Origin of the sequence: Sphingomonas sp., assembly GCF_017745215.1 — a bacterium.
Classification (GTDB): domain Bacteria; phylum Pseudomonadota; class Alphaproteobacteria; order Sphingomonadales; family Sphingomonadaceae; genus Sphingomonas.
Map to the genome: position 1 here is coordinate 19,410 of NZ_JAGHZV010000005.1, position 17,983 is coordinate 37,392.

At 69.5% G+C, this 17,983-nt stretch carries 18 protein-coding genes and 2 tRNA genes; 4 read left to right on the forward strand and 16 right to left on the reverse strand.

What is annotated here, in order from left to right; genetic code table 11:
• Nucleotides 1-93: 93 nt before the first annotated feature.
• The 5 genes from J7495_RS06450 to ccmC are packed head-to-tail and all read right to left on the reverse strand — an operon-like array spanning nucleotide 94 to nucleotide 3,887.
• Nucleotides 94-621 (reverse strand): redoxin family protein, encoded by a 528-nt coding sequence (locus J7495_RS06450; RefSeq protein ID WP_294055524.1) that lies wholly within the window; start codon nucleotides 619-621, stop codon nucleotides 94-96.
• Nucleotides 618-2,603 carry a heme lyase CcmF/NrfE family subunit gene (locus tag J7495_RS06455; protein WP_294055526.1) on the reverse strand — a complete coding sequence of 662 codons (1,986 nt, stop codon included), beginning with the start codon at nucleotides 2,601-2,603 and terminating at the stop codon, nucleotides 618-620. Before J7495_RS06455 ends, J7495_RS06450 begins: the two co-directional genes overlap by 4 nt.
• Nucleotides 2,600-3,037, reverse strand: coding sequence for a cytochrome c maturation protein CcmE (gene ccmE / locus J7495_RS06460; protein WP_294055528.1), 438 nt, complete (start codon nucleotides 3,035-3,037; stop codon nucleotides 2,600-2,602). The genes J7495_RS06455 and ccmE overlap by 4 nt, the downstream gene beginning before the upstream one ends.
• Nucleotides 3,034-3,165: a hypothetical protein gene (locus J7495_RS06465; protein WP_294055529.1), complete on the reverse strand. Its 132-nt coding sequence runs from the start codon at nucleotides 3,163-3,165 to the stop codon at nucleotides 3,034-3,036. Before J7495_RS06465 ends, ccmE begins: the two co-directional genes overlap by 4 nt.
• Complete coding sequence (gene ccmC, locus J7495_RS06470) at nucleotides 3,162-3,887, reverse strand: heme ABC transporter permease CcmC (protein WP_294055531.1); 726 nt, start codon at nucleotides 3,885-3,887, stop codon at nucleotides 3,162-3,164. Before ccmC ends, J7495_RS06465 begins: the two co-directional genes overlap by 4 nt.
• Nucleotides 3,888-3,978: 91 nt before the next feature.
• On the opposite strand from ccmC, the gene J7495_RS06475 reads away from it, so the two are divergent.
• Nucleotides 3,979-5,010: a hypothetical protein gene (locus J7495_RS06475; protein ID WP_294055532.1), complete on the forward strand. Its 1,032-nt coding sequence runs from the start codon at nucleotides 3,979-3,981 to the stop codon at nucleotides 5,008-5,010.
• 186 nt (nucleotides 5,011-5,196) lie between these two features.
• Here J7495_RS06475 and J7495_RS06480 read toward each other — a convergent pair whose 3' ends face one another.
• The 3 genes from J7495_RS06480 to J7495_RS06490 form a co-directional block, all read right to left on the reverse strand.
• Entirely contained in the window at nucleotides 5,197-6,048 is an 852-nt protein-coding gene (locus J7495_RS06480) for a sigma-70 family RNA polymerase sigma factor (protein WP_294055534.1), read from the reverse strand.
• 2 nt (nucleotides 6,049-6,050) lie between these two features.
• The gene (locus tag J7495_RS06485; RefSeq protein ID WP_294055536.1) at nucleotides 6,051-6,521 is read right to left on the reverse strand and encodes a carboxymuconolactone decarboxylase family protein; all 471 of its coding nucleotides are present in this window, start codon (nucleotides 6,519-6,521) and stop codon (nucleotides 6,051-6,053) included.
• 67 nt (nucleotides 6,522-6,588) lie between these two features.
• Nucleotides 6,589-7,143 (reverse strand): TetR family transcriptional regulator, encoded by a 555-nt coding sequence (locus J7495_RS06490; protein ID WP_294055537.1) that lies wholly within the window; start codon nucleotides 7,141-7,143, stop codon nucleotides 6,589-6,591.
• 168 nt (nucleotides 7,144-7,311) lie between these two features.
• Between J7495_RS06490 and J7495_RS06495 the strand changes: the two genes are divergently transcribed.
• Nucleotides 7,312-7,977 (forward strand): class I SAM-dependent methyltransferase, encoded by a 666-nt coding sequence (locus J7495_RS06495; RefSeq protein ID WP_294055539.1) that lies wholly within the window; start codon nucleotides 7,312-7,314, stop codon nucleotides 7,975-7,977.
• A 17-nt stretch (nucleotides 7,978-7,994) separates the two neighbouring features.
• On the opposite strand, the gene J7495_RS06500 is transcribed toward J7495_RS06495, so the two are convergent.
• From J7495_RS06500 to J7495_RS06510, 3 genes are all read right to left on the reverse strand, one after another.
• Nucleotides 7,995-9,044, reverse strand: a complete 1,050-nt coding sequence (locus J7495_RS06500; RefSeq protein WP_294055541.1) for a Glu/Leu/Phe/Val dehydrogenase dimerization domain-containing protein — start codon at nucleotides 9,042-9,044, stop codon at nucleotides 7,995-7,997.
• Nucleotides 9,045-9,121: 77 nt separating this feature from the next.
• A tRNA-His gene (locus J7495_RS06505) sits at nucleotides 9,122-9,198 on the reverse strand.
• A gap of 58 nt (nucleotides 9,199-9,256) precedes the next feature.
• A complete protein-coding gene (locus J7495_RS06510; protein ID WP_294055543.1) occupies nucleotides 9,257-10,342 on the reverse strand; it encodes an ATPase, T2SS/T4P/T4SS family in 1,086 nt (361 codons plus the stop codon).
• Between the two features lie 126 nt (nucleotides 10,343-10,468).
• On the opposite strand from J7495_RS06510, the gene J7495_RS06515 reads away from it, so the two are divergent.
• Nucleotides 10,469-11,137 (forward strand): 2OG-Fe(II) oxygenase, encoded by a 669-nt coding sequence (locus J7495_RS06515; protein WP_294055545.1) that lies wholly within the window; start codon nucleotides 10,469-10,471, stop codon nucleotides 11,135-11,137.
• Nucleotides 11,138-11,162: 25 nt separating this feature from the next.
• Complete coding sequence (locus tag J7495_RS06520) at nucleotides 11,163-11,378, forward strand: hypothetical protein (protein WP_294055547.1); 216 nt, start codon at nucleotides 11,163-11,165, stop codon at nucleotides 11,376-11,378.
• 181 nt (nucleotides 11,379-11,559) lie between these two features.
• Here J7495_RS06520 and J7495_RS06525 read toward each other — a convergent pair whose 3' ends face one another.
• The 5 genes from J7495_RS06525 to J7495_RS06545 all read right to left on the reverse strand — a co-directional run bounded on the left by J7495_RS06525 (nucleotide 11,560) and on the right by J7495_RS06545 (nucleotide 17,983).
• Nucleotides 11,560-14,280 carry a TonB-dependent receptor plug domain-containing protein gene (locus tag J7495_RS06525; protein ID WP_294055549.1) on the reverse strand — a complete coding sequence of 907 codons (2,721 nt, stop codon included), beginning with the start codon at nucleotides 14,278-14,280 and terminating at the stop codon, nucleotides 11,560-11,562.
• Between the two features lie 96 nt (nucleotides 14,281-14,376).
• Nucleotides 14,377-16,032 (reverse strand): hypothetical protein, encoded by a 1,656-nt coding sequence (locus J7495_RS06530; protein ID WP_294055551.1) that lies wholly within the window; start codon nucleotides 16,030-16,032, stop codon nucleotides 14,377-14,379.
• Between the two features lie 526 nt (nucleotides 16,033-16,558).
• Nucleotides 16,559-17,434 (reverse strand): FkbM family methyltransferase, encoded by an 876-nt coding sequence (locus tag J7495_RS06535; protein WP_294055553.1) that lies wholly within the window; start codon nucleotides 17,432-17,434, stop codon nucleotides 16,559-16,561.
• A gap of 89 nt (nucleotides 17,435-17,523) precedes the next feature.
• Nucleotides 17,524-17,598, reverse strand: a tRNA-Val gene (locus J7495_RS06540).
• Between the two features lie 112 nt (nucleotides 17,599-17,710).
• The gene (locus tag J7495_RS06545) at nucleotides 17,711-17,983 is read right to left on the reverse strand and encodes an HU family DNA-binding protein (RefSeq protein ID WP_294055555.1); all 273 of its coding nucleotides are present in this window, start codon (nucleotides 17,981-17,983) and stop codon (nucleotides 17,711-17,713) included.

A 17,983-nucleotide genomic window follows, 5' to 3' on the forward strand; every position in this document is an offset into this window, starting at 1 on the left:
CGGCGAGAGCCGGGACCCAGGGCCACAAGCCGCTCGCTCGCTGCCCTGGGTCCCGGCTTTCGCCGGGATGACGGTTGACGAAGCGTGGAAAAGTCACTTCGCCTTCTCCAGCGCTTCGAGCAGCCTGGGCACGTCATCGGCGCGGATGTCGCCGATGTGCTGGTCGACGATCACCCCACGCGAATCGATCACGAAGGTCTCGGGCACCCCCGACGAGCCCAGCGCCAGCTGCGCCATGCTCTGCTTGTCGTCGCCGATCCGCGTGTAGGGATCGCCGTTGTCGCGCAGGAACAGCGCCATCGCTTGCGGAGTGTCGCGCACCGCGATCGCGTCGATCTCGACGCCTGCGCGCCTCAGCGCCATCAGCTGCGGCGCCTCGGCGATGCACGGCAGGCACCAGCTCGCGAAGACGTTGAGCAGCCGCGGCTTGCCCTTGCCGAAGTCGGTGCTCGCCACGCCCGGCCGGCCGGGCATCAGCCCGGGCAGCGCGAACTGCGGCACCGGCCGGCCGATCATCGCCGAATGGATCGTCCGGTCGCCCGGCTTCAGCAGCCCGCTCGCGACCACGCCCCACACCACCAGGAACGCCGCCAGCGGCACCCAGATCAGCCAGCGCCTCACGCTTCGTCCTCCGCTTCGGCGAGCCGCCCGGTCCGCACCTCGCGCCGCACGCGGCCCACCAATGCGATCAGCCCGCCCAGCGCGATCAGGAAGCCGCCCGCCCAGATCAGCGTCACGAACGGCTTCCACCACAGCCGCAGCTGCCAGCGCCCGTCGGGGTCGCCCTGGCCGAGCACGGTGTAGAGCTGCCCGTCCCATTCGGTGCTGATCGCCGATTCGGTCGTGGTCGTCGGCGGGTTCGAGAAATAGCGCTGCTGCGGCAGCAGCAGGAAGGGGGCGCCCTCGCCGCGCGTCACGCTCAGCCGCGCTTCCAGCGCCGACCAGTTCGGCCCGATCGCCGGATGCACGTCCTCGAGCCTGACCTGGAACGGCCCCACGCTCGTCGTCTCGCCGACACGCACCGCCGCGAGCCGCTCGAGCTTGAACGCGCTGTCCGAAGCCATGCCGGCGATGCTCACCGCCACGCCGACATGCGCGATCACCATCCCCCAGGTGTGGAGCGGCACCAGCCGGATGCGACGGCCGAACAGCGGCCGCACGCTCGCCACCGCCAGCCCGGCGGCGAAGGCCAGCCCGAGCACTTCGGCGATCGGCGCGCCGCCGCCCAGCACGATCGCCACCACGAACACCAGCCCCGCGGCGGCCACGGGGATCAGCAGCTTGGCGAGCAGCTCGTTCAGATTGTCGCGCCGCCACTTGAGCAGCGGCCCCGCCGCCGTCACCGCGACCAGCGCGAGCGTCACCGGCACGATCGCCTTGTTGAAGAAGGGCGGCCCGATCGAGAGCTGCACGCCGGCCGCTTGGGCCACCAGCGGATAGAGCGTCCCGATGAACACCACCCCCAGGATCACCGAGAGCAGCAGGTTGTTGACCACCAGCGCGCCTTCGCGGCTCACCAGCCGGAACGTCGCCCCCTGCGCCACCGTCCCCACGCGCAACCCGAACAGCGCGAGCGCGCCGCCGATGTACAACGTCAGCAGCCCCAGGATCACCGAGCCGCGCGCCGGGTCCACTGCAAAGGCATGGACGCTCACCAGGATACCCGAACGCACCAGGAAGGTCCCGATCATCGACATCGAGAAGGCGAGCACCGCGAGCATCAGTGTCCAGGCGCGCAAGCCATCGCGCGTCGCCAGCACCGTCACCGAATGGAGCAGCGCCGTCGCCGCGAGCCAGGGCATCAGCGAAGCATTCTCCACCGGGTCCCAGAACCACCAGCCGCCCCAGCCGAGCTCGTAATAGGCCCAATAGCTGCCCGCGGTGATCCCGATCGTCAGGAAGATCCAGGCCGCGAGCACCCAGGGCCGCATCGCCCGTGCGAACGCGGGTCCCACGTCGCGGACCAGCAGCGCCCCCACCGCGAAGCTGAACGCCACCGAGAGCCCGACATAGCCGAGGTAGAGCGTCGGCGGATGGAAGGCGAGACCCGGGTCCTGGAGCAGCGGGTTGAGCCCCTGCCCGTCGGGCGGCGCGGGATCGAGCCGGCGGAAGGGGTTCATCCCGTCGCCGAAGATCCAGTGCGTGCCGGTCGCGTCCTGCACGAAGCGCGGGGTGAGCAGCAGGAAGGCGTAGAAGCCCAGCGCGATCGCCGCCTGCGCGCCCAAGGTCGCGGTCAGCGTGCGCGGGTCGAGCCGCTTCTCGAGCAGCGCCACGCCCGCGCCCGAGAGCCCGAGCACGGTGACCCAGAGGAGCATCGAGCCCTCATGGTTCCCCCAGGTCCCCGCGACCTTGTAGAGCAAGGGCTTCATCGAATGGCTGTTGGTCGCGACCAGCGCCACCGACATGTCGCTCTGGACGAACAGCAGCACCAGCAGGCCGAAGGAGAGCAGCACCATCGCGCCCTGCACCACCGCGATCTTGCGCGTCGCGAGCATCATCTCGGCCTCGCCGCCGCCGCGCGCGCCGCCCCACGCGAGCACGAGCTGGGTCAGCGCGAACATCGCCGCGAGCCACAGTGCTGCCAGCCCCCCCTCGGCGATCATCGTTCCAGCGACTCGCTCTTGTGCATCTTCCCCGCCACCTGCGGCGGCATGTAGCGCTCGTCATGCTTGGCGAGGAGGTTGTCGGCGATGAAGCTGCCGTCCGCGTTGAACTTGCCCTCGGCGACCACGCCCGAGCCTTCGCGGAACAGGTCGGGGGTCACGCCGCGGAAGGCGACGGGCACGCTCACCTGGTTGTCGGTCACCTTGAAGCGGATCGAGACGCCGTCGGCCTCGCGCACCAGCGAGCCCTTCTGCACCATCCCGCCCAGCCGCACCGCGCGGCCGACCGGCACGTCCTTCTTCCCCACGACGTCGCCCGGCGTGTAGAAGAACGCCGCCTGATCCTTGAGCCCCGACAGCGCGAGCAGCCCCGCGGCGACGATCGCGGCCACGGCGAGCAGGCCGAGCCCCAGGCGCTGGTGCTTGGGCTTCATTCGCGGCGCCCGAGCGCGTCCGCTGCGGCTTCGGCCTTGCGCATCGCCAGCCAGCTGACGAGCGCCACGCCCACCGATCCGAGGATCACCACGGCATAGGCCGCGCTCACGAACGCCCATTGGTTCATTGCGCCGCCATCCGCTTCATCCGCGCCTCGACCTTGGCCGCGGCAAGCATCGCGCGCATCCGCATCAGCACCAGCCCCGCGAAGAACAGCGTGAACCCCGGCACGGTCAGCGCCAGCGGCCACAGCATCGATCGGTCGATCGTCGACGAGGTCAGCCCGATGCTCTGCCCCTGGTGGAGCGTGTTCCACCAGACCACCGAGAAATGGATGATCGGCAGCAGCACGCTGCCTGCCACCCCAAACAGCGCGGGCACCCGCCCGTCGCCGCCGCGCTCGGCATCGGCGCGCGAGAGCGCGATGTACGCGAGGTAGACGAAGAACAGCAGCAGCATCGAGGTGAGCCGCCCGTCCCATTCCCACCAGGTCCCCCAGGTCGGGCGGCCCCAGATCGATCCGGTCGCGAGGCACAGCGCCGCGAACAGCGCCCCCGGCACCGCGCACGCCCGCGCCGCGAGGCTCGCGAGCGGGTGGCGCCAGATCAGGTAGCAGAGGCTCGAGATCGCGAGACCCGACCACCCGCCCATCCCCAGCCAGGCCGAGGGAACGTGGATGTAGAGGATGCGCACCGTCTCGCCCTGGAGATAGTCGGGCGGCGTGAGCATCAGCCCCGAGACGCCGCCCGCCACCGACAGCGCAACGCCCGCCCAGAAGAGCAAGGGCGTCAGCGGCCGCGCGATCTTGAGGAAGCGCGCCGGATTGGCGAAGGCGTGAAGCGCAGGCACGCGGCGGGGATAGCGGGCTTCGACAGCGGAATCCATGGCCCGATCGCGTCCGACATGGCATGAACGCGCGGGGACCTTCGGGGGGAACGACATGCTGCGCGTGCTGGCCTGGCTCTATTGCATCCTTGGCGGGCTCGGGCTCGCCGGCGGCGGGATGCTGGTCGCCTGGCTCGCCGCCGATCCGTCCTCGGGCGACGCGACGGCGATCGTCACCTGGCTGTTCCTGATCGTCGCGGTGCCGCTGTTGCTCCCCGCCTTCCTCGGCGGGCTGGGCGTGCTGCTCGGGCAAAGCTGGGGCCGCGTCTTCTTCGCGATCGCGTCGCTGATCCTGCTGTTCGCGATTCCGATCGGCACCGCGATCGGCGTGGTGGCGCTGATCGCCCTGACGCGCGAGCGCCGCGAGGCCGGCGAGGCCTCGGGGTTGCCGCCGCTGCCGAGCCTGAGCGGCCCGGTCGGCATCGTGCTGGCGATGCTCGCAGTCGGCTCAGGATTCGTCGTCGCGATTCAGGCCGGCTTCTTCTGGCACGGCGAGTCCGCCCCGCTCGAGATCTCCCGCATCTTCCCCGCCGCCGCGGTGATCATCGCCCTCGCGACGGTCTGGCTGCTCTATGCGCTGTTCACCGGCACCGCCGCCGCCGCAACACGCGGGCGCGTCCGCCGCCGCAACATCAGCCAGGCCCAGCGCGAATACGAGGCCTTCAAGACCGGCCAGGCCGCCTTGCTCCAGCGGCTCGACGCCGACTTCGACCTCGTCACCTATGCCGATCGCATCCGCGCCGGCGAGAGCTGGAACGAGGACCAGATCGCCTATGACCGCGATCGCAAGGCCACCACTTGTTGCGAGCATCTCCGCGACGTCGAAGCGGCGATCCGCGGCGAAGGCGTGCCGGTGAAGCTCCAGCTCCCCGGCATCGTCCACGCCAATTGCACGGTCGACGAGCCGGTGCTTCGCGCCCGCTTCACGCTCGACCCGCCCGCCTGGTACGGCAACCTCCCGCACTGGGACCGCTCCGCCGAGGACCCGCCCGCCGCCGCGTTCAAGTGCAGCGAGCACCGCTCGACGATCTTCGTGGTCGAGGCGAGCCAGGCCAGGCCGGGGACGCGAGTGTTTCCCGCCAGGTGAGCCGGGCTCCCTGCCCTGGTTGCAATGTTGGAATCAGACTGCAAGCCTTGGCTGCGCTCTTTCACATCGTCGATCCAGCCGAGCCCGATTTGATCGATCCGGACGATCAAGGTTTTCCGCAATGACTGGTGTCAACCGTGTCAACCGATATCGATTCTCTCGATCAATCCTGGACTGTTTTCTCGATCAATGCACCGCCACATGCCGCAGCTTGTCGGGGTTGCGCACCACATAGATCGCCGCGACGCGCCCGTCCTGTACCTCCAGCGCCGTGGTCTGCACCACGCCGCCCGCTTCCTCGCTCACGAAGCCCGGCAGCCCGTTGATCATCGCGAAGCGCACCAGCCGCGACTGGCCGCCGGTCATGAACCGCGCGAGCGAGGCATGGAGCTTCATCACATCCTCCACGCCGAGGACCGGCCGGAAGCCCGCGCGGACCTTGCCGCCGCCGTCCGAATGGACCGACACATCGGCGGTGAGCAGCCCGCGCAGCCGCGCCATGTCGCCGTCGCGCGAGGCCGAGAAGAACGCCGCGGCGAGCTCGAGTCCCGCCGCCTTCTCCACCTTGTACCGCGGCCGCGCCTCGCGGACGTGCACCCGCGCCCGCGCCGCGAGCTGGCGGCATGCCGCGGCGTCGCGACCGAGCGTCTCGGCGATCGTCTCGAAGTCCTCGCCGAACACCTCGTGGAGCAGGAACGCCGCGCGCTCCAAGGGCGACAGCCGTTCGAGCGCGAGCATCAGCGGCAAGGTGACGTCCTCATCATCGGCTTCCTCGACCACCGGCTCGGGCAGCCATTCGCCGACATAGGTCTCGCGCCGCACCCGCGCCGACTTGAGCTGGTCGAGGCACAGCCGCGTCACCACCCGGCGGAGGAACGCTTCGGGCTCGACGATCGCCGACCGGTCGGTGGCGAGCCAGCGCAGGAACGCGTCCTGCACCACGTCCTCGGCGTCGGCGACCGAGCCGAGCATGCGATAGGCGACGCGCGTGAGCTGCGGCCGCAGCGGATCGAACACCGCGGCCGCGTCGTCGCTCATCGTCACGCCGCCTCGGTCTCGCGCGCAGGCATCGCCACTTCGCCGTAGAAGAGGTTGAAGCCCACCGCGATCCGGTTCCAGCCGTTGATCACGTTGATCAGCAGCGTGAGCTGCACCTGCTCCTCCTTGCTGAACTGCTCCGCCAGCGCGGCATGGACAGCGTCCGGCGCGCGTTCGCTGGCAACCAGCGTCAGCGCATCGGTCCAGCCCAGCGCGGCGCGCTCGCGCGGGGTGAAGCACGGCGCTTCATGCCAGGCCGAGAGCAGGTAGATGCGCTGCTCGGTCTCGCCATGCTTGCGCGCATCGGCAGTGTGCATGTTGAGGCAATTGGCGCAGCCGTTGATCTGCGAGGCGCGGATCTTGACCAGCTCCTGCAGCGATTGCTCGAGCTTGGGCGCGACGAGCTGGCTCATGTCGAGCCAATGCTGCATCTCGGCGGGCGAAGCGGCGAAGGGATTGAGGCGGGGTTGCATGGTCATCTCCTGTCGGGGTTGCACAGCCATGACGAGGCAGCCCCGCGCGATGTGACATGCGCCGCGATTATTTTAGCGCCAGATGATGGCATAGCATCTCCGCCAGCGCGGCGGCGTGCGCATCGGCTTCGGCAAGGTCGGGGCAATCCTCCGAGATCGCCTTGCCGGCGCCGCCCAGCACCAGCTTGACCAGCTGCGCCGTCCGCACCCGCGCCGCCGCATCGAGGTCGGGCCGCGCCTCCGCGACGAAGCCCTGCCACGCGGCATCGTCGTCGGCGCGCGCCTCCAGCGCCTCGGGCGCGTCGCGGTAATAGGGCGCGGCGTCGTCGAGCGCCTGGCGCATCGCCGCTTCCTCGCATTCGGAGCGCACGAAGGCGTGGACCACCGCGCGCAGCCGGTCGAGCGGCGGGCGCGCCCGGTCGTCGATGATCGCGTAGAGCAGCGCGCGCGTCTCGCGCCATTCGTCGCGCTGGAGCGCGAAGAGGAGCGCCGCCTTGTTCGGGAAATACTGGTAGAGCGAGCCGATGCTCACCCCCGCCGCCTCGGCGACTCGCGCGCAGGTGAATCGCGCCGCGCCCTCGCGCTCCAGAACGCGAACCGCCGCCGTCAGAATGTCCGCCACCAGCTGCGCCGAACGCCCCTGTTTCGGGGTCTTTCGCAAGGAAATCGAAGGGGTTGAGCGCTCCGCCACCAGGCCTGCTCCCGAATGCGATTAGCCGAACGCGACGAATTGATCGTATTTGATCCGCAGCGCAAGGCCATTCCGGCCGGCGCCCACAGGACCCAGACCATGACCCTCTTCCAATCCGCCCCGCTGGCGGGGCTGATCGCGCGCCTGTTCGCCGAGGAGGCGGCGCAGCGCGCGCGCCTCGAGACGCTCTTCGCCGATGTCGACGAGACCGAGCAGGCGCGGCTGATGCAAAGCCGCGACGGCTATCGCGAGCTCTACCACCGGATGCGCGAGATCCCGCTCGCGGTCTCGCCCGAGACCGGGCAGCTGCTCTACATGCTCGCGCGCGCGGCGCAGGTGCGCACGATCGTCGAGTTCGGCACCTCGTTCGGCATCTCGACGATCCACCTCGCCGCGGCGCTGCGCGATAACGGTGGCGGGCATCTGATCACCAGCGAGTTCGAGCCCGGCAAGGTCGCGCACGCCCGCGCCAACCTGACCGAGGGCGGCCTCGCCGACCTGGTCGAGTTCCGCGAAGGCGATGCGCTGGAGACGCTCGCGAAGGACCTGCCCGACGCGATCGACCTGCTCCTGCTCGACGGCGCCAAGGCGCTCTATCCGGACGTGCTCGCGCTCGCCGAGCCGCGGCTCCGCTCCGGCGCGATCGTCGTCGCCGACAATGCCGACTGGTGCCCGGACTATCTCGCGCAGGTCCGCGATCCCGGCGGGCGCTATCTGTCCTTCCCCTTCGGGCCGGACGTCGAAGTGTCGGTGCTGGCGCGTTGACTGGACGGGCGGGGCGATCAGCCCCGCCCGATCAGCCGCTGGGCGATCCGGTCGGCGACTTCGCTCGCCGGCGCGCCGCTGGCTTCGCTCTCGCTCCAGATCTCCTCGAGCCGCCCGGGGATCCCGTCGACGCGCCTGTCGACTTCGCCGCGGTCCTCGACGCCGAGATATTCGAGCCCGACGTTGATGATCCCGCCCGCGTTGATCACATAGTCGGGCGCGTAGAGGATGCCGCGCTCATGGATGCGCCGCCCGTCGTCGCGCGTCGCGAGCTGGTTGTTCGCACCGCCGGCAACCACTTTGCAGGCAAGCGACGCGATCGATGCTTCGGTCAGGATCGCGCCGAGCGCATTGGGGCTGAAGATGTCGGTCTCGAGGCCGAGCACCGCATCCGCCGCCGCCGTCTCGGCGCCGAGCTCGGCCGCCAGCGCCGCGGCCCGCGCGGCATCGACATCGGCCAGCACCAGCCGGGCGCCCTCCGCCGCGAGCAGCCGCGCGAGCCCGCCGCCGACGCTGCCGACGCCCTGGATCGCGACGCGCACGCCCGCCATCGAGTCGGCGCCGAGCCCGCGCTTCGCCGCTGCCTTCACGCCGAGATAGACGCCCTGGGCCGTCGTCGGCCCCGGGTCGCCGCCCGAGCGCCCCGCCGCCGCGGGCAGGCCCGAGACGTAGCGGGTGTCGCCGGCGATCGCCGCGATGTCCGCCGCGCTCATGCCGACGTCCTGCGCCGTTACATAGCGCCCGCCGAGCGAATCGATCGACCGCGCGAACGCCTGGAGCATCGCCGGCGTCTTGGTCTTCGCCGCATCGGCCAGGATCACGCCCTTGCCGCCGCCCAGCGGCAGCCCCGCCATCGCGTTCTTGTAGCTCATGCCGCGCGACAGGCGCAGCGCATCGGTGAAGGCGCCGCGGCTGTCGGCGTAATGCCAGAATCGCACGCCGCCGGCGGCCGGCCCCAGGTGCGTCGAATGGACTGCGATGATCGCGCTCAGCCCCGACTCGCGGTCGCTGAACAGGTGCACGCCCTCATGGGCGTCGAAGTCGGGGAATCCCCAGTCGGTGATCACTGTGTGTTTCCTGCGGGATCGGGACGGCGGCATCTCGTCCGCACCGCCTGACCCGGGAAATGATGGCCTGAAAATGATGGGGCGACCGACGGGACTTGAACCCGCAACTTCCGGCATCACAAGCCGACGCTCTAACCAATTGAACTACGGTCGCCACGAAGGATGCGCGCTTAGCGGCGCTTCCATCCTAGCGCAAGCACCTCTCTTGCGCATCAACTTCGGGAGAGACGAACCGCTTCCTCGGCCGTCGTGACGCCCTCGCGGACCAGCGCGCGCGCGGCCGATCCGAGGTTCGGCGCGTTGAGGAATGCGTGGCGCGCGAGGATCGCGCCGTCGCCGCCGTCGTTGATCAGCCGGCGCAGCGCCGCGTCGGGCAGGATCGCCTCGAACACCCCGCTCATCCCGCGATGCCCGCTTTCGCACGACCCGCAGCCGACCGGCGCATAGACCACTGCGCCCGCGTCGAACCCGAGCAGCGCGGACACCGACGCCTCGGCCTGGACCGGCTCGCGGCAATCGCCGCACAGCCGCCTGGCGAGCCGCTGGGCGAGTACCGCATGGAGCGTCGAGGCGAGCTGGAACGGTTCGACGCGCAGCTCGCGAAGGCGGAGGATGGCGGAGATGGCATCGAGCGCATCGATCTTGGCGAGCACGAGATGCCCCGCCTCGGCCGCCCGCACCGCCGCGGCGGCGGTCTGGCGGTCGGGGATCGAGCCGGCGAGGATCGCATCGGGATCCTGCCGCATCACGGCGGCAAAGCGCTCGGCGATGGTGCCTTCGACCGGCAGCGGCAGCACGCAACGCGCCGTGCTCTCGAGCTCCCGGGCCAGCGCCGTCAGCGTGGTCGAGCGACCCGACCCGGGCGGCCCCGCGACGATCGCGAGCCCGCCGCGCCTGCCGAGCGCCAGCGCGAGCGACTGGGCGAGCTCGGGCCGCATGCCGAGCGCCTCGAGCGTGGTCGATCGCCGCGCCGGCGCGCCGAGGTGGAGCACGATCCGCTCGCCCGTGCCGATGCCGAAGCGCGAGACCTCGACGTCGCGCCCGGCGAGCCTGATCGGCGTCGCGGCGAGACGCTGGGCGACGCCGGCGGCAGCATGCGGCGGCAGGCGCGAGGCCTCGGCGAGCCCGCCCGCGACACGGAAGCGCACGGTCAGCCCGCCATCCTTCTGCGGTTCGAGATGGATCTTGGTGGCGCCGCGGCGCAACGCCTCGCCGGCGATCTCGTCGATCAGTCCGGAATCGGCGGCATCGGTGGTTCCAGACCTCGCTCCAGGCTGAGCCAGCGCCTCCGCGTCCAAGTCCCCGGGCTCCCCTTGCTGCAGCCGTGATGGGCCTAGGATGATGACGTTACGCAACGCTTTCGGTTTGATGACAGTTTCGCGGCACGCTGGAATCGGCGGGCGCGATTTGGCAGAGAGGCGGCGATGGAACCTGCCTTCGAAACGCTCGCGGTGCCGCCGTCGGGCCACCCGTCCGAGCCCGTGATCGCGCACATCCTCCGCCAGCCCGGCGTCCAGCGCGTGCCGAGCCCCAAGCTCACCCTGTTCATCAAGAAGGACTTCCTCGAGCCCGACTTCTGCCGCGAGCTGATGGCGCGGATCGACGTCAACCGCCGACCCTCGGAGATCGCCGACGGCAACGGCGACTATGCCTATCGCACCAGCGAGACCTGCGACCTCGACCGCGCCGATCCGCTCGTCGCCGAGCTCGACCGGCGGCTGCTCGACTTCATCGGCCTCCACCCCGCGCACGGCGAGCCGCCGCAAGGGCAGCGCTATTCGGTCGGCCAGGAGTTCAAGGCGCATACCGACTATTTCGAGCCCAACGGCATGGACTATGCGACGTATTGCACCGTCGCGGGCCAGCGCACCTGGACGGTGATGCTCTATCTCAACGACGTCGAATCGGGCGGCGCGACGCGCTTCAAGGCGATCGACAAGATCGTCCAGCCCGAGACCGGCAAGCTGCTCGCCTGGAACAACCTCCGGCTGGACGGCACACCCAATCCTTCGACGCTCCACCATGCTATGAAGGTGCGTGCGGGGCTGAAGTACGTCGTCACCAAGTGGTTCCGCGAGCGGCCCTGGGGGTGAGATAGACGAGCGCAACCGCTGGATCATGCACATCAAGGAATTGCGGCGGACGCATGACGCCTCGATCCTCGACGCCGAGCGGCTGGCGCTGGCGGACCCGCAGTGGCGCCGCTGGGTGGAGCAGCAGATCAACGGCGACGCTCGATGCCGACGTAACGCACTGGCGCACCTCCGCCTGAACGGCGAGGCTTCGCTCATCGTGCGCGACGGCGAGCGGCTGATGGTGCGCCAAGCCATCTGAAAATCCAACCGTCATCCCGGCGAAAGCCGGGACCCAGGGTTACAAAGCACGTCGCTCGCGGCCCTGGGTCCCGGCTTTCGCCGGGATGACGACCGAGAGCTTTGCCCCCTCTCTCCCCAAAAAGAAGCGGGCCCCGGAGCACGCATGCGCCCCGGAGCCCAGGCTCCCCCTTTCGGGTCGATCAGAAGGTGACGTTCAACCCGGCCGAGAACATCCGGCCCAGCTTGTAGCGGTTGATGTAGACCTTCTTGCCATCGGCGAAGGTCTGCGCTTCCTCATAGCCCTGGCCGGTGAGGTTGCGCGCTTCCAGCTTCACTTCGAGCTGCGTGCCGAACACCTTGAAGCCCTGCCGCGCCACCACGTCCAGGCGGATGCCCGGATGCTCGATGATGTCGGGCAGGAAGCCCAAGCCGCTCAGGTCGCTCGGGCCGCGGTTGGTCACGCGGTCGCTCGCATAGTTGAACAGCATCGTCAGCTGCGACAGCGAGTCGGTGTCCTCGATGCCGATCTGGGCGTTGACGAGATGATCCGACTGGCCGGTCATCGGCGCGCCGTCGCGATACAGCAGCTTGGCCGGCGCGAAGCCCGCCGCGCAGCTGCCGAGCGCCGCGGTGCCCGCCACCTGCGGCACGCACTCGTCCGACGCGTCGATCTTCGACTGGGTATAGGTGTAGTTGGCGATCAGCACCAGCCGGCGCGACGCGAAGAAGCCGCCGCCCAGCCCGCTCAGGGGCACGTACTTCTGGGCCTCGATCTCGCCGCCGTACAGCTGAGCGCTGGGCACGTAGGAGAAGCCGGTCTGCAGGCGCGCGTCGGGCGTCGGGCGGAAGCCGACCTGCTCGATCGGGCGCTTGATGTCCTTGTAGAAGCCCGCCGCGGTGATGCGCTCGTTGCGGCCGAAGAACCACTCGTAGCGCGCTTCGTAGTTGGTGAGCTCGGTATCCTGCAGGCGCGGGTTGCCGAAGAACAGGCGGTCCGACTCATAGTCCTGGAACTGCTGCGGGGCGAGTTCGCGGAACTGCGGCCGGGCGATCGTCTTCGAGGCGTGCACGCGGAACTGCATGTCCTTGACGAAGTTCCAGGTCAGCGTCGCCGCGGGCAGCCAGTACGACTTCTGCAGCAGGATCGGCGCGGCGCCGCCGGTCGGCTGGACGCGTTCAGTAGCGCGCTCGTAGCGGACGCCCACGGTGCCGCGGACGCCATCCCAGGGCTCGGCCTCGAGCTGCATGTAGCCCGCCGCCACACGCAGCGACGCGTCATAGCCGAAGCCCTGCGGGTCGCCGGTCAGCTTCAGGCGCACGCAGCCCGGGCCGACGCCGTCGTTGAGCGTGTCGCAGGCCTTGGTGAGAACGTCCGAGCTGAGCAGCAGGTCGGGGCGCAGCAGGTTGTAGGGGAACGGGATCGCGCCGCCCACATTGGTCTGGTAGACGAACGGCAGGCGCGTCGAGGTGCGCTTGGCGTCGCTGTAGTAGAAGCCCGACGAGAACTTCATCGGCCGGTCGGTGGGAAGGCGCACGCCGAGGTCGGCCTGGCCGCTCCACAGATCCTCGTTCAGGTCGCTGAAGGTCAGCGTCGCGAACGGCCCGAAGGTGTTGGTCGCCTGATAGGCCTGGTAGGTCGGGTTGTAGAGATAGTCGAAGCTGCGCTCATACGGCGATTCGCGCTTCGAATTGGCATAGGCGCCGCGCAGGTCCAGCGAGACGTCGCCGAACTTGAACTCGCCCACCGCCTGGGTCTCGAACAGCTGGCGCTCGAACCATTCGGTGTCCTGGAGGAAGCGCGGGTTGCCGCTGCTGTTGTTGTAGACCGTCGCGGTCGAGCCGCGCGCCTGCTTCAGCGTGTCGTGGATGTACACGTTGGTCAGGCGGATCTTCTGCTCGCCGAACTCGAGGCCAAGGCCGAGCAGCCCGTTCACGATCGCGCGATTGTCGGTGATCTGGGTGTGGAAGTCGTTGCGGATCGTGCCCGCCGAGCTCACCGCATCCTGCTGCGTCGTGTCGCGCGTGCGCCAGTTGTTGCTGATGCCGCCGGTCGCGACCAGGCCCAGCCGGGCGCCGCCCATGTCGAACACCTGGCCGATGTTGATGTTGCCCGAGAAATTGACCGGCAGCTCGTCGTTCTGCTGGAGCAGCGAGGTCTGCGCGCCCGAGAGCGTCACCACCTGCGCGGTCGGGATCACGCCGGTGCCGCCCGGCGCCGCGGTGATGAAGTCGGGGACCTTGCGCTCGCCCGAGTCGTAGCCCGTCCAGTCGTATTTGCCGCCGTCATAGGTGAAGCCGAACTGGCCCGTGGTGGTCGAATCATAGCCGACCGAGCCGCCGATCTCGACGAAGCTCTTCTCGGGCACGGCCTTGGTCGTCAGGTTGATAACGCCGCCGCCGAACTCGCCGGCATAGTTGGCGGAATAGCTCTTCTGCACCATCGCCGAGCCGACGATCGTGGTCGGGAAGATGTCGAGCGGCACCGAGCGGCGCAGCGGTTCGGGCGAGGGCAGCGGCGAGCCGTTGAGCAGCGCCGAGGAATAGCGGTCGCCGAGGCCGCGGACATAGACGAAGCCGTTGCCGACGACGCTGAGGCCGGTGACGCGCGTGAGGGCGCTGGCGATGTCGCCTTCGCCGGTGCGCGCGATGTCCTCGGTCGAGAGCACCGACACAACCTGCGGCGTCGCGCGCACGGTGTTCGGGATGTTGCGGCCGATGACGACGATTTCCTCGCCCATCGTCTCGTCATAGCCGGGCGACGAGACTTCGGCGTCCTGAGGGGCCTGGTCCTGGTCCGCCGGAGCCGCCGCGGGCGCGGCCGTCTGGGGCGCCTCGCCGCCAGCCGCCTGCGCCAGCGCAGCCGGGGCGACCAGCTGGGACGTAACGAGAAGAAGCGTTCCGAGGGCAAGTGGCTTTTTCATGCCGAGCATCCACAATCGAGTTCGGGGTAGCCGATGCCGGGCCGGCTGCTTTCGCGGCCGACCCGGCACGGTTGTTCAATCAAACCAGCCCTGGGCTCAGCGGCCCTGGCACGCGAAGTAGACCGAGGTGAACACCGGCGGGCCGTTGTCCTGCTTGGCCGAGTTCGCGGCGCGGATCGTCGTGCGGTCGGCCGCGTCGACTTCGTTGGCGATGAAGTTGACGCAGGCGACACCCGCCGGCGACTTCACGATGCCGTTCATGAAGTTCATGTCGGCGCCGCCGCGCAGGCGGATCGCCGCCGGCGGGTTGGTCGAGGTCGAGTTCTGGATGAAGGTGAAGTTGGCATAGCGGCCCCAGGTGCGGGGCAGCAGGTCTTCCGCACCGTTCGAGTCGATCTCGGTCGAGAAGGAGTCGGCGGTGGCGCCGCCCGGCTTCTGCGCCGCGATGATGAACTGGGCGAGGCCGCGCCAGCCGTTGTCGATGTCGAAGCCGTCATCGTCCCAGCCGGTCATGACCATGTAGCGGAAGTTGGCGGTGCCGCCGAAGACTTCCACGCCGTCGTCCGCCGAATTGTGGCTCTGGATGTGGTCGAGCGTGGTGCCGTTGCCGACGCCGCCGAGCGTCAGGCCCTGCAGCTCGTTGCCTTCGCTGATCGCGATGCCGGTGTAGCGGATCTGGACGTACTGCATCTCGCCGCTGCTGTCGTTCTGCACCGCGCCGCCGTAGAAGCGGCCGGTCACGCCCTCGATCGGGTTTTCGCAGGTCGTGCTGGTGCCGCCGGCGTCGTTCGGGCCGGTGCCCGAGCGGCAGACCGCGGTCGGCGCGCGGCCGAGCAGGATGATGCCGCCCCACAGGCCCTGCGACGCGTCCGACACGCCGTTGGCGACGAGGTTCTGCTGCGCCGTGAAGACGATCGGCGACGAGACCGAGCCGACGGCGTGGATCTTCGAGCCGCGGTTGACGAGGATCAGGTCGTTCGAGGCTTCGCTCGAGTCCGCCGCGAGGACGACGCCCGCTTCGATGGTGAGCGTCACCGCGGTGCCGCCCGGCGCCGCGCCGGTGGTGCCGACGTCGACGCCGACTTCGGTCTGGCCGCGGAAGCGATAGACCAGGCCGGCGATCTTCGGCAGCGTCAGGTTGGTGCTGATCACGCTCGGCAGGCGGCAGAGGCGCACGGCCGAGACGACGCCGTCATCGGTGGTGCCGGCCGGGCACGAGCCCGCCGCAGCCGCCGGCGTGCCGACGTTCGGGATCGCGACGCAGTTGGCGCCGCCGCCGCCGAAGTTCGCCGAACCCGAGTTGCAGGTCCAGTTCTGGAAGGAGGTGTCGCCCGAGCCGTTGATCGCGCCGAGGAAGCTCGCGGCGACGAAGAAGCTGGTGCCCGAAGGGTTGAGCGTGGTCGGGTCGCCGGCCGTCGCGGTGGTCGCGCCGCCCTGCGGGATCACGCCGTTCAGCGGGTTGGTGCCGCTGAGGTTGTTGTTCGAGCCGCCGTTGACGATGTCATACTGCTCCTGCGCCGTGATCGCCGTCGCGGCGACCGACTGGCCCGAGGTCGACGCGAACTGCGCGACGGTGATCGCGGGCGTCGGGGTCGGAGTCGGCGTGGGGGTGGGCGTCGGCGTGGCCGGCGGGTTGACCACGATCGTGCCGGGTCCGGGCGAGGCGACGCTGGTCGCGCCATCGCACGCCGAAAGGGCGGCACCCGCGCAGCTGGTCATGAGGATGAGGCCGAGGCGGTGGAAGTTAGCCATAATGTCTCCGTGTCCGGGCGGGGTGCCGGATTGTGTGGGCGTGCGCTGTGGAGCGACTCGGTTCCCCCTGTCGTCCGCGCACCTCCGCTAGGGACGGCGAATGACAAGCAAGTGCGGTTTCGGAGACAGTTGCGAGACAATCATGTGACGCTTGAATGACGATGCACGAAAGCAACGGATGGTTTCGCGTCATCCTGGCATCATCTTCGCGGGAGACTGCACGCCGGCCTGGCAGGACCGGCATGTTCGACGCCGACGAGCGCGGCTATTCCCCAGCCGCTCCCTCGCGCGCGGGCTGCTGCGCCTCGCCTATGAGGATGTCGTCGCGGACCCGCGCTCGAGGACGGGCACCGGGGGCATGCCATCTCGACGGACGCGGCTGCCGGGCGCCGAGGTCCCCATCCCCGATATCCGTCGGCAGTCCGAAGCCGGCCGTCCCGCCTGGACCGAACAGCATGCGGCGCGGGGAGACGGCGAGCGTCCGCCGCCCAATTCCCCTCCCCGTGAGGGAGGGGCGATAACGGTCCTAGCCCTTCAGGCTGAACCACCCGCCCTTCGCAAACCGCGCCCGCGCCCGCGCCGGATCGACAGTCGCGAGCAGGTTCGGCGGTTCCCAGGGCGAGAGCGTCACCGGTTCGCCGAGCGGCACCAGCGTCACCCCGCCCATCATCTTCTGCAGGTGGAAGAGCGCATAGCCCGCCTCGTGCAGCCGCGCCGCGACGCGGGATTGCTCGGGCTGGTGGTCCTCGAACACCACATCGCGAACGCCGTGCCGCGCGAGCAGCCCCGCGGCACCGTCAAGCACCGCCAGTTCATGCCCTTCGACGTCGATCTTGAGCACGCCGACAGCGCCCGCCTCGCCCAGCGCCGCGTCGAGCGTCACGGCCTCGACCGTCACCAGCTCGTCGTCCTCACCGAGCGTCTCGAGGCTGGCGATACCATGATTGTCGGCGAAATCGCGCGGGATGTGGAGTGTCGCATGTCCCGCCCGGCTCGACACTGCGGCATGGACGCACGTCACCCGATCGGCGTTGCGGCGGCGCGCGACATTGGCGCGGAGCTCGGCGAACACGCCCGGATGCGCCTCGAACGCGGTCACCCGGCCGCTCGCACCGACGCGGTTCAGGAGCAGCGCGGCGGTGTAACCGATGTTCGCACCGACATCGACCGCCTGCTCGCCCCGATCGGCAAGCCGCCACAGCGCCTCGGTCACGGTCAGGTCGTAGAGGCCGAAATAGAGGATTTGCCGCCCGACCACTTCGGCGGGCCAGACGCGGAAGGGCTCGCCGAACACCCGGGTCTCGACTTGGGCGCCCGGCGAAACCTTCGCGTAGCGCAGCCTGCGCAGGAGGTTGCCGGGACGATGGAGATATTCGGGCTTCAGTATGCCGGAAAGTCGCATGCCGCCGCTCGCCTCTCGCGCCTGGGCCGCTTCGGGGCCCGATAATCGAAAGGGCCCGCGGCCGGTCGGCTGCAGGCCCTTTCTCGAAATGGTGGGCGCGGCAAGGATTGAACTTGCGACCCCTGCGGTGTGAACACAGTGCTCTACCACTGAGCTACGCGCCCATGGTCCCGGATTCTCGAATGCCTGGACCGAAACGGGAAGCGGGCCTTTAGGCGGCGATCGCGGCGCTGTCCAGAGGCTTTGCGCTGCTCGCCGCCGACCGGCCCGGAACGATCAGTTGACCGCGTCCTTCAGCCCCTTGCCCGCCTTGAACTTGGGCTGCGACGACGCCTTGATCGTCATCGGCTCGCGCGTGCGCGGATTGCGGCCCACCGAGGCCTTGCGCTTGCTCACCGAGAAGGTGCCGAAGCCGACGAGCCGGACTTCGTCGCCCTTCTTGAGCGCGCTGGTGATCGCGTCGAACACGGCCTCCACAGCCTTGCTGGCGTCGCCCTTGCCGAGGCCGGACGTCTCTGCGACCTGTCCGATCAGCTCCTGCTTGTTCAT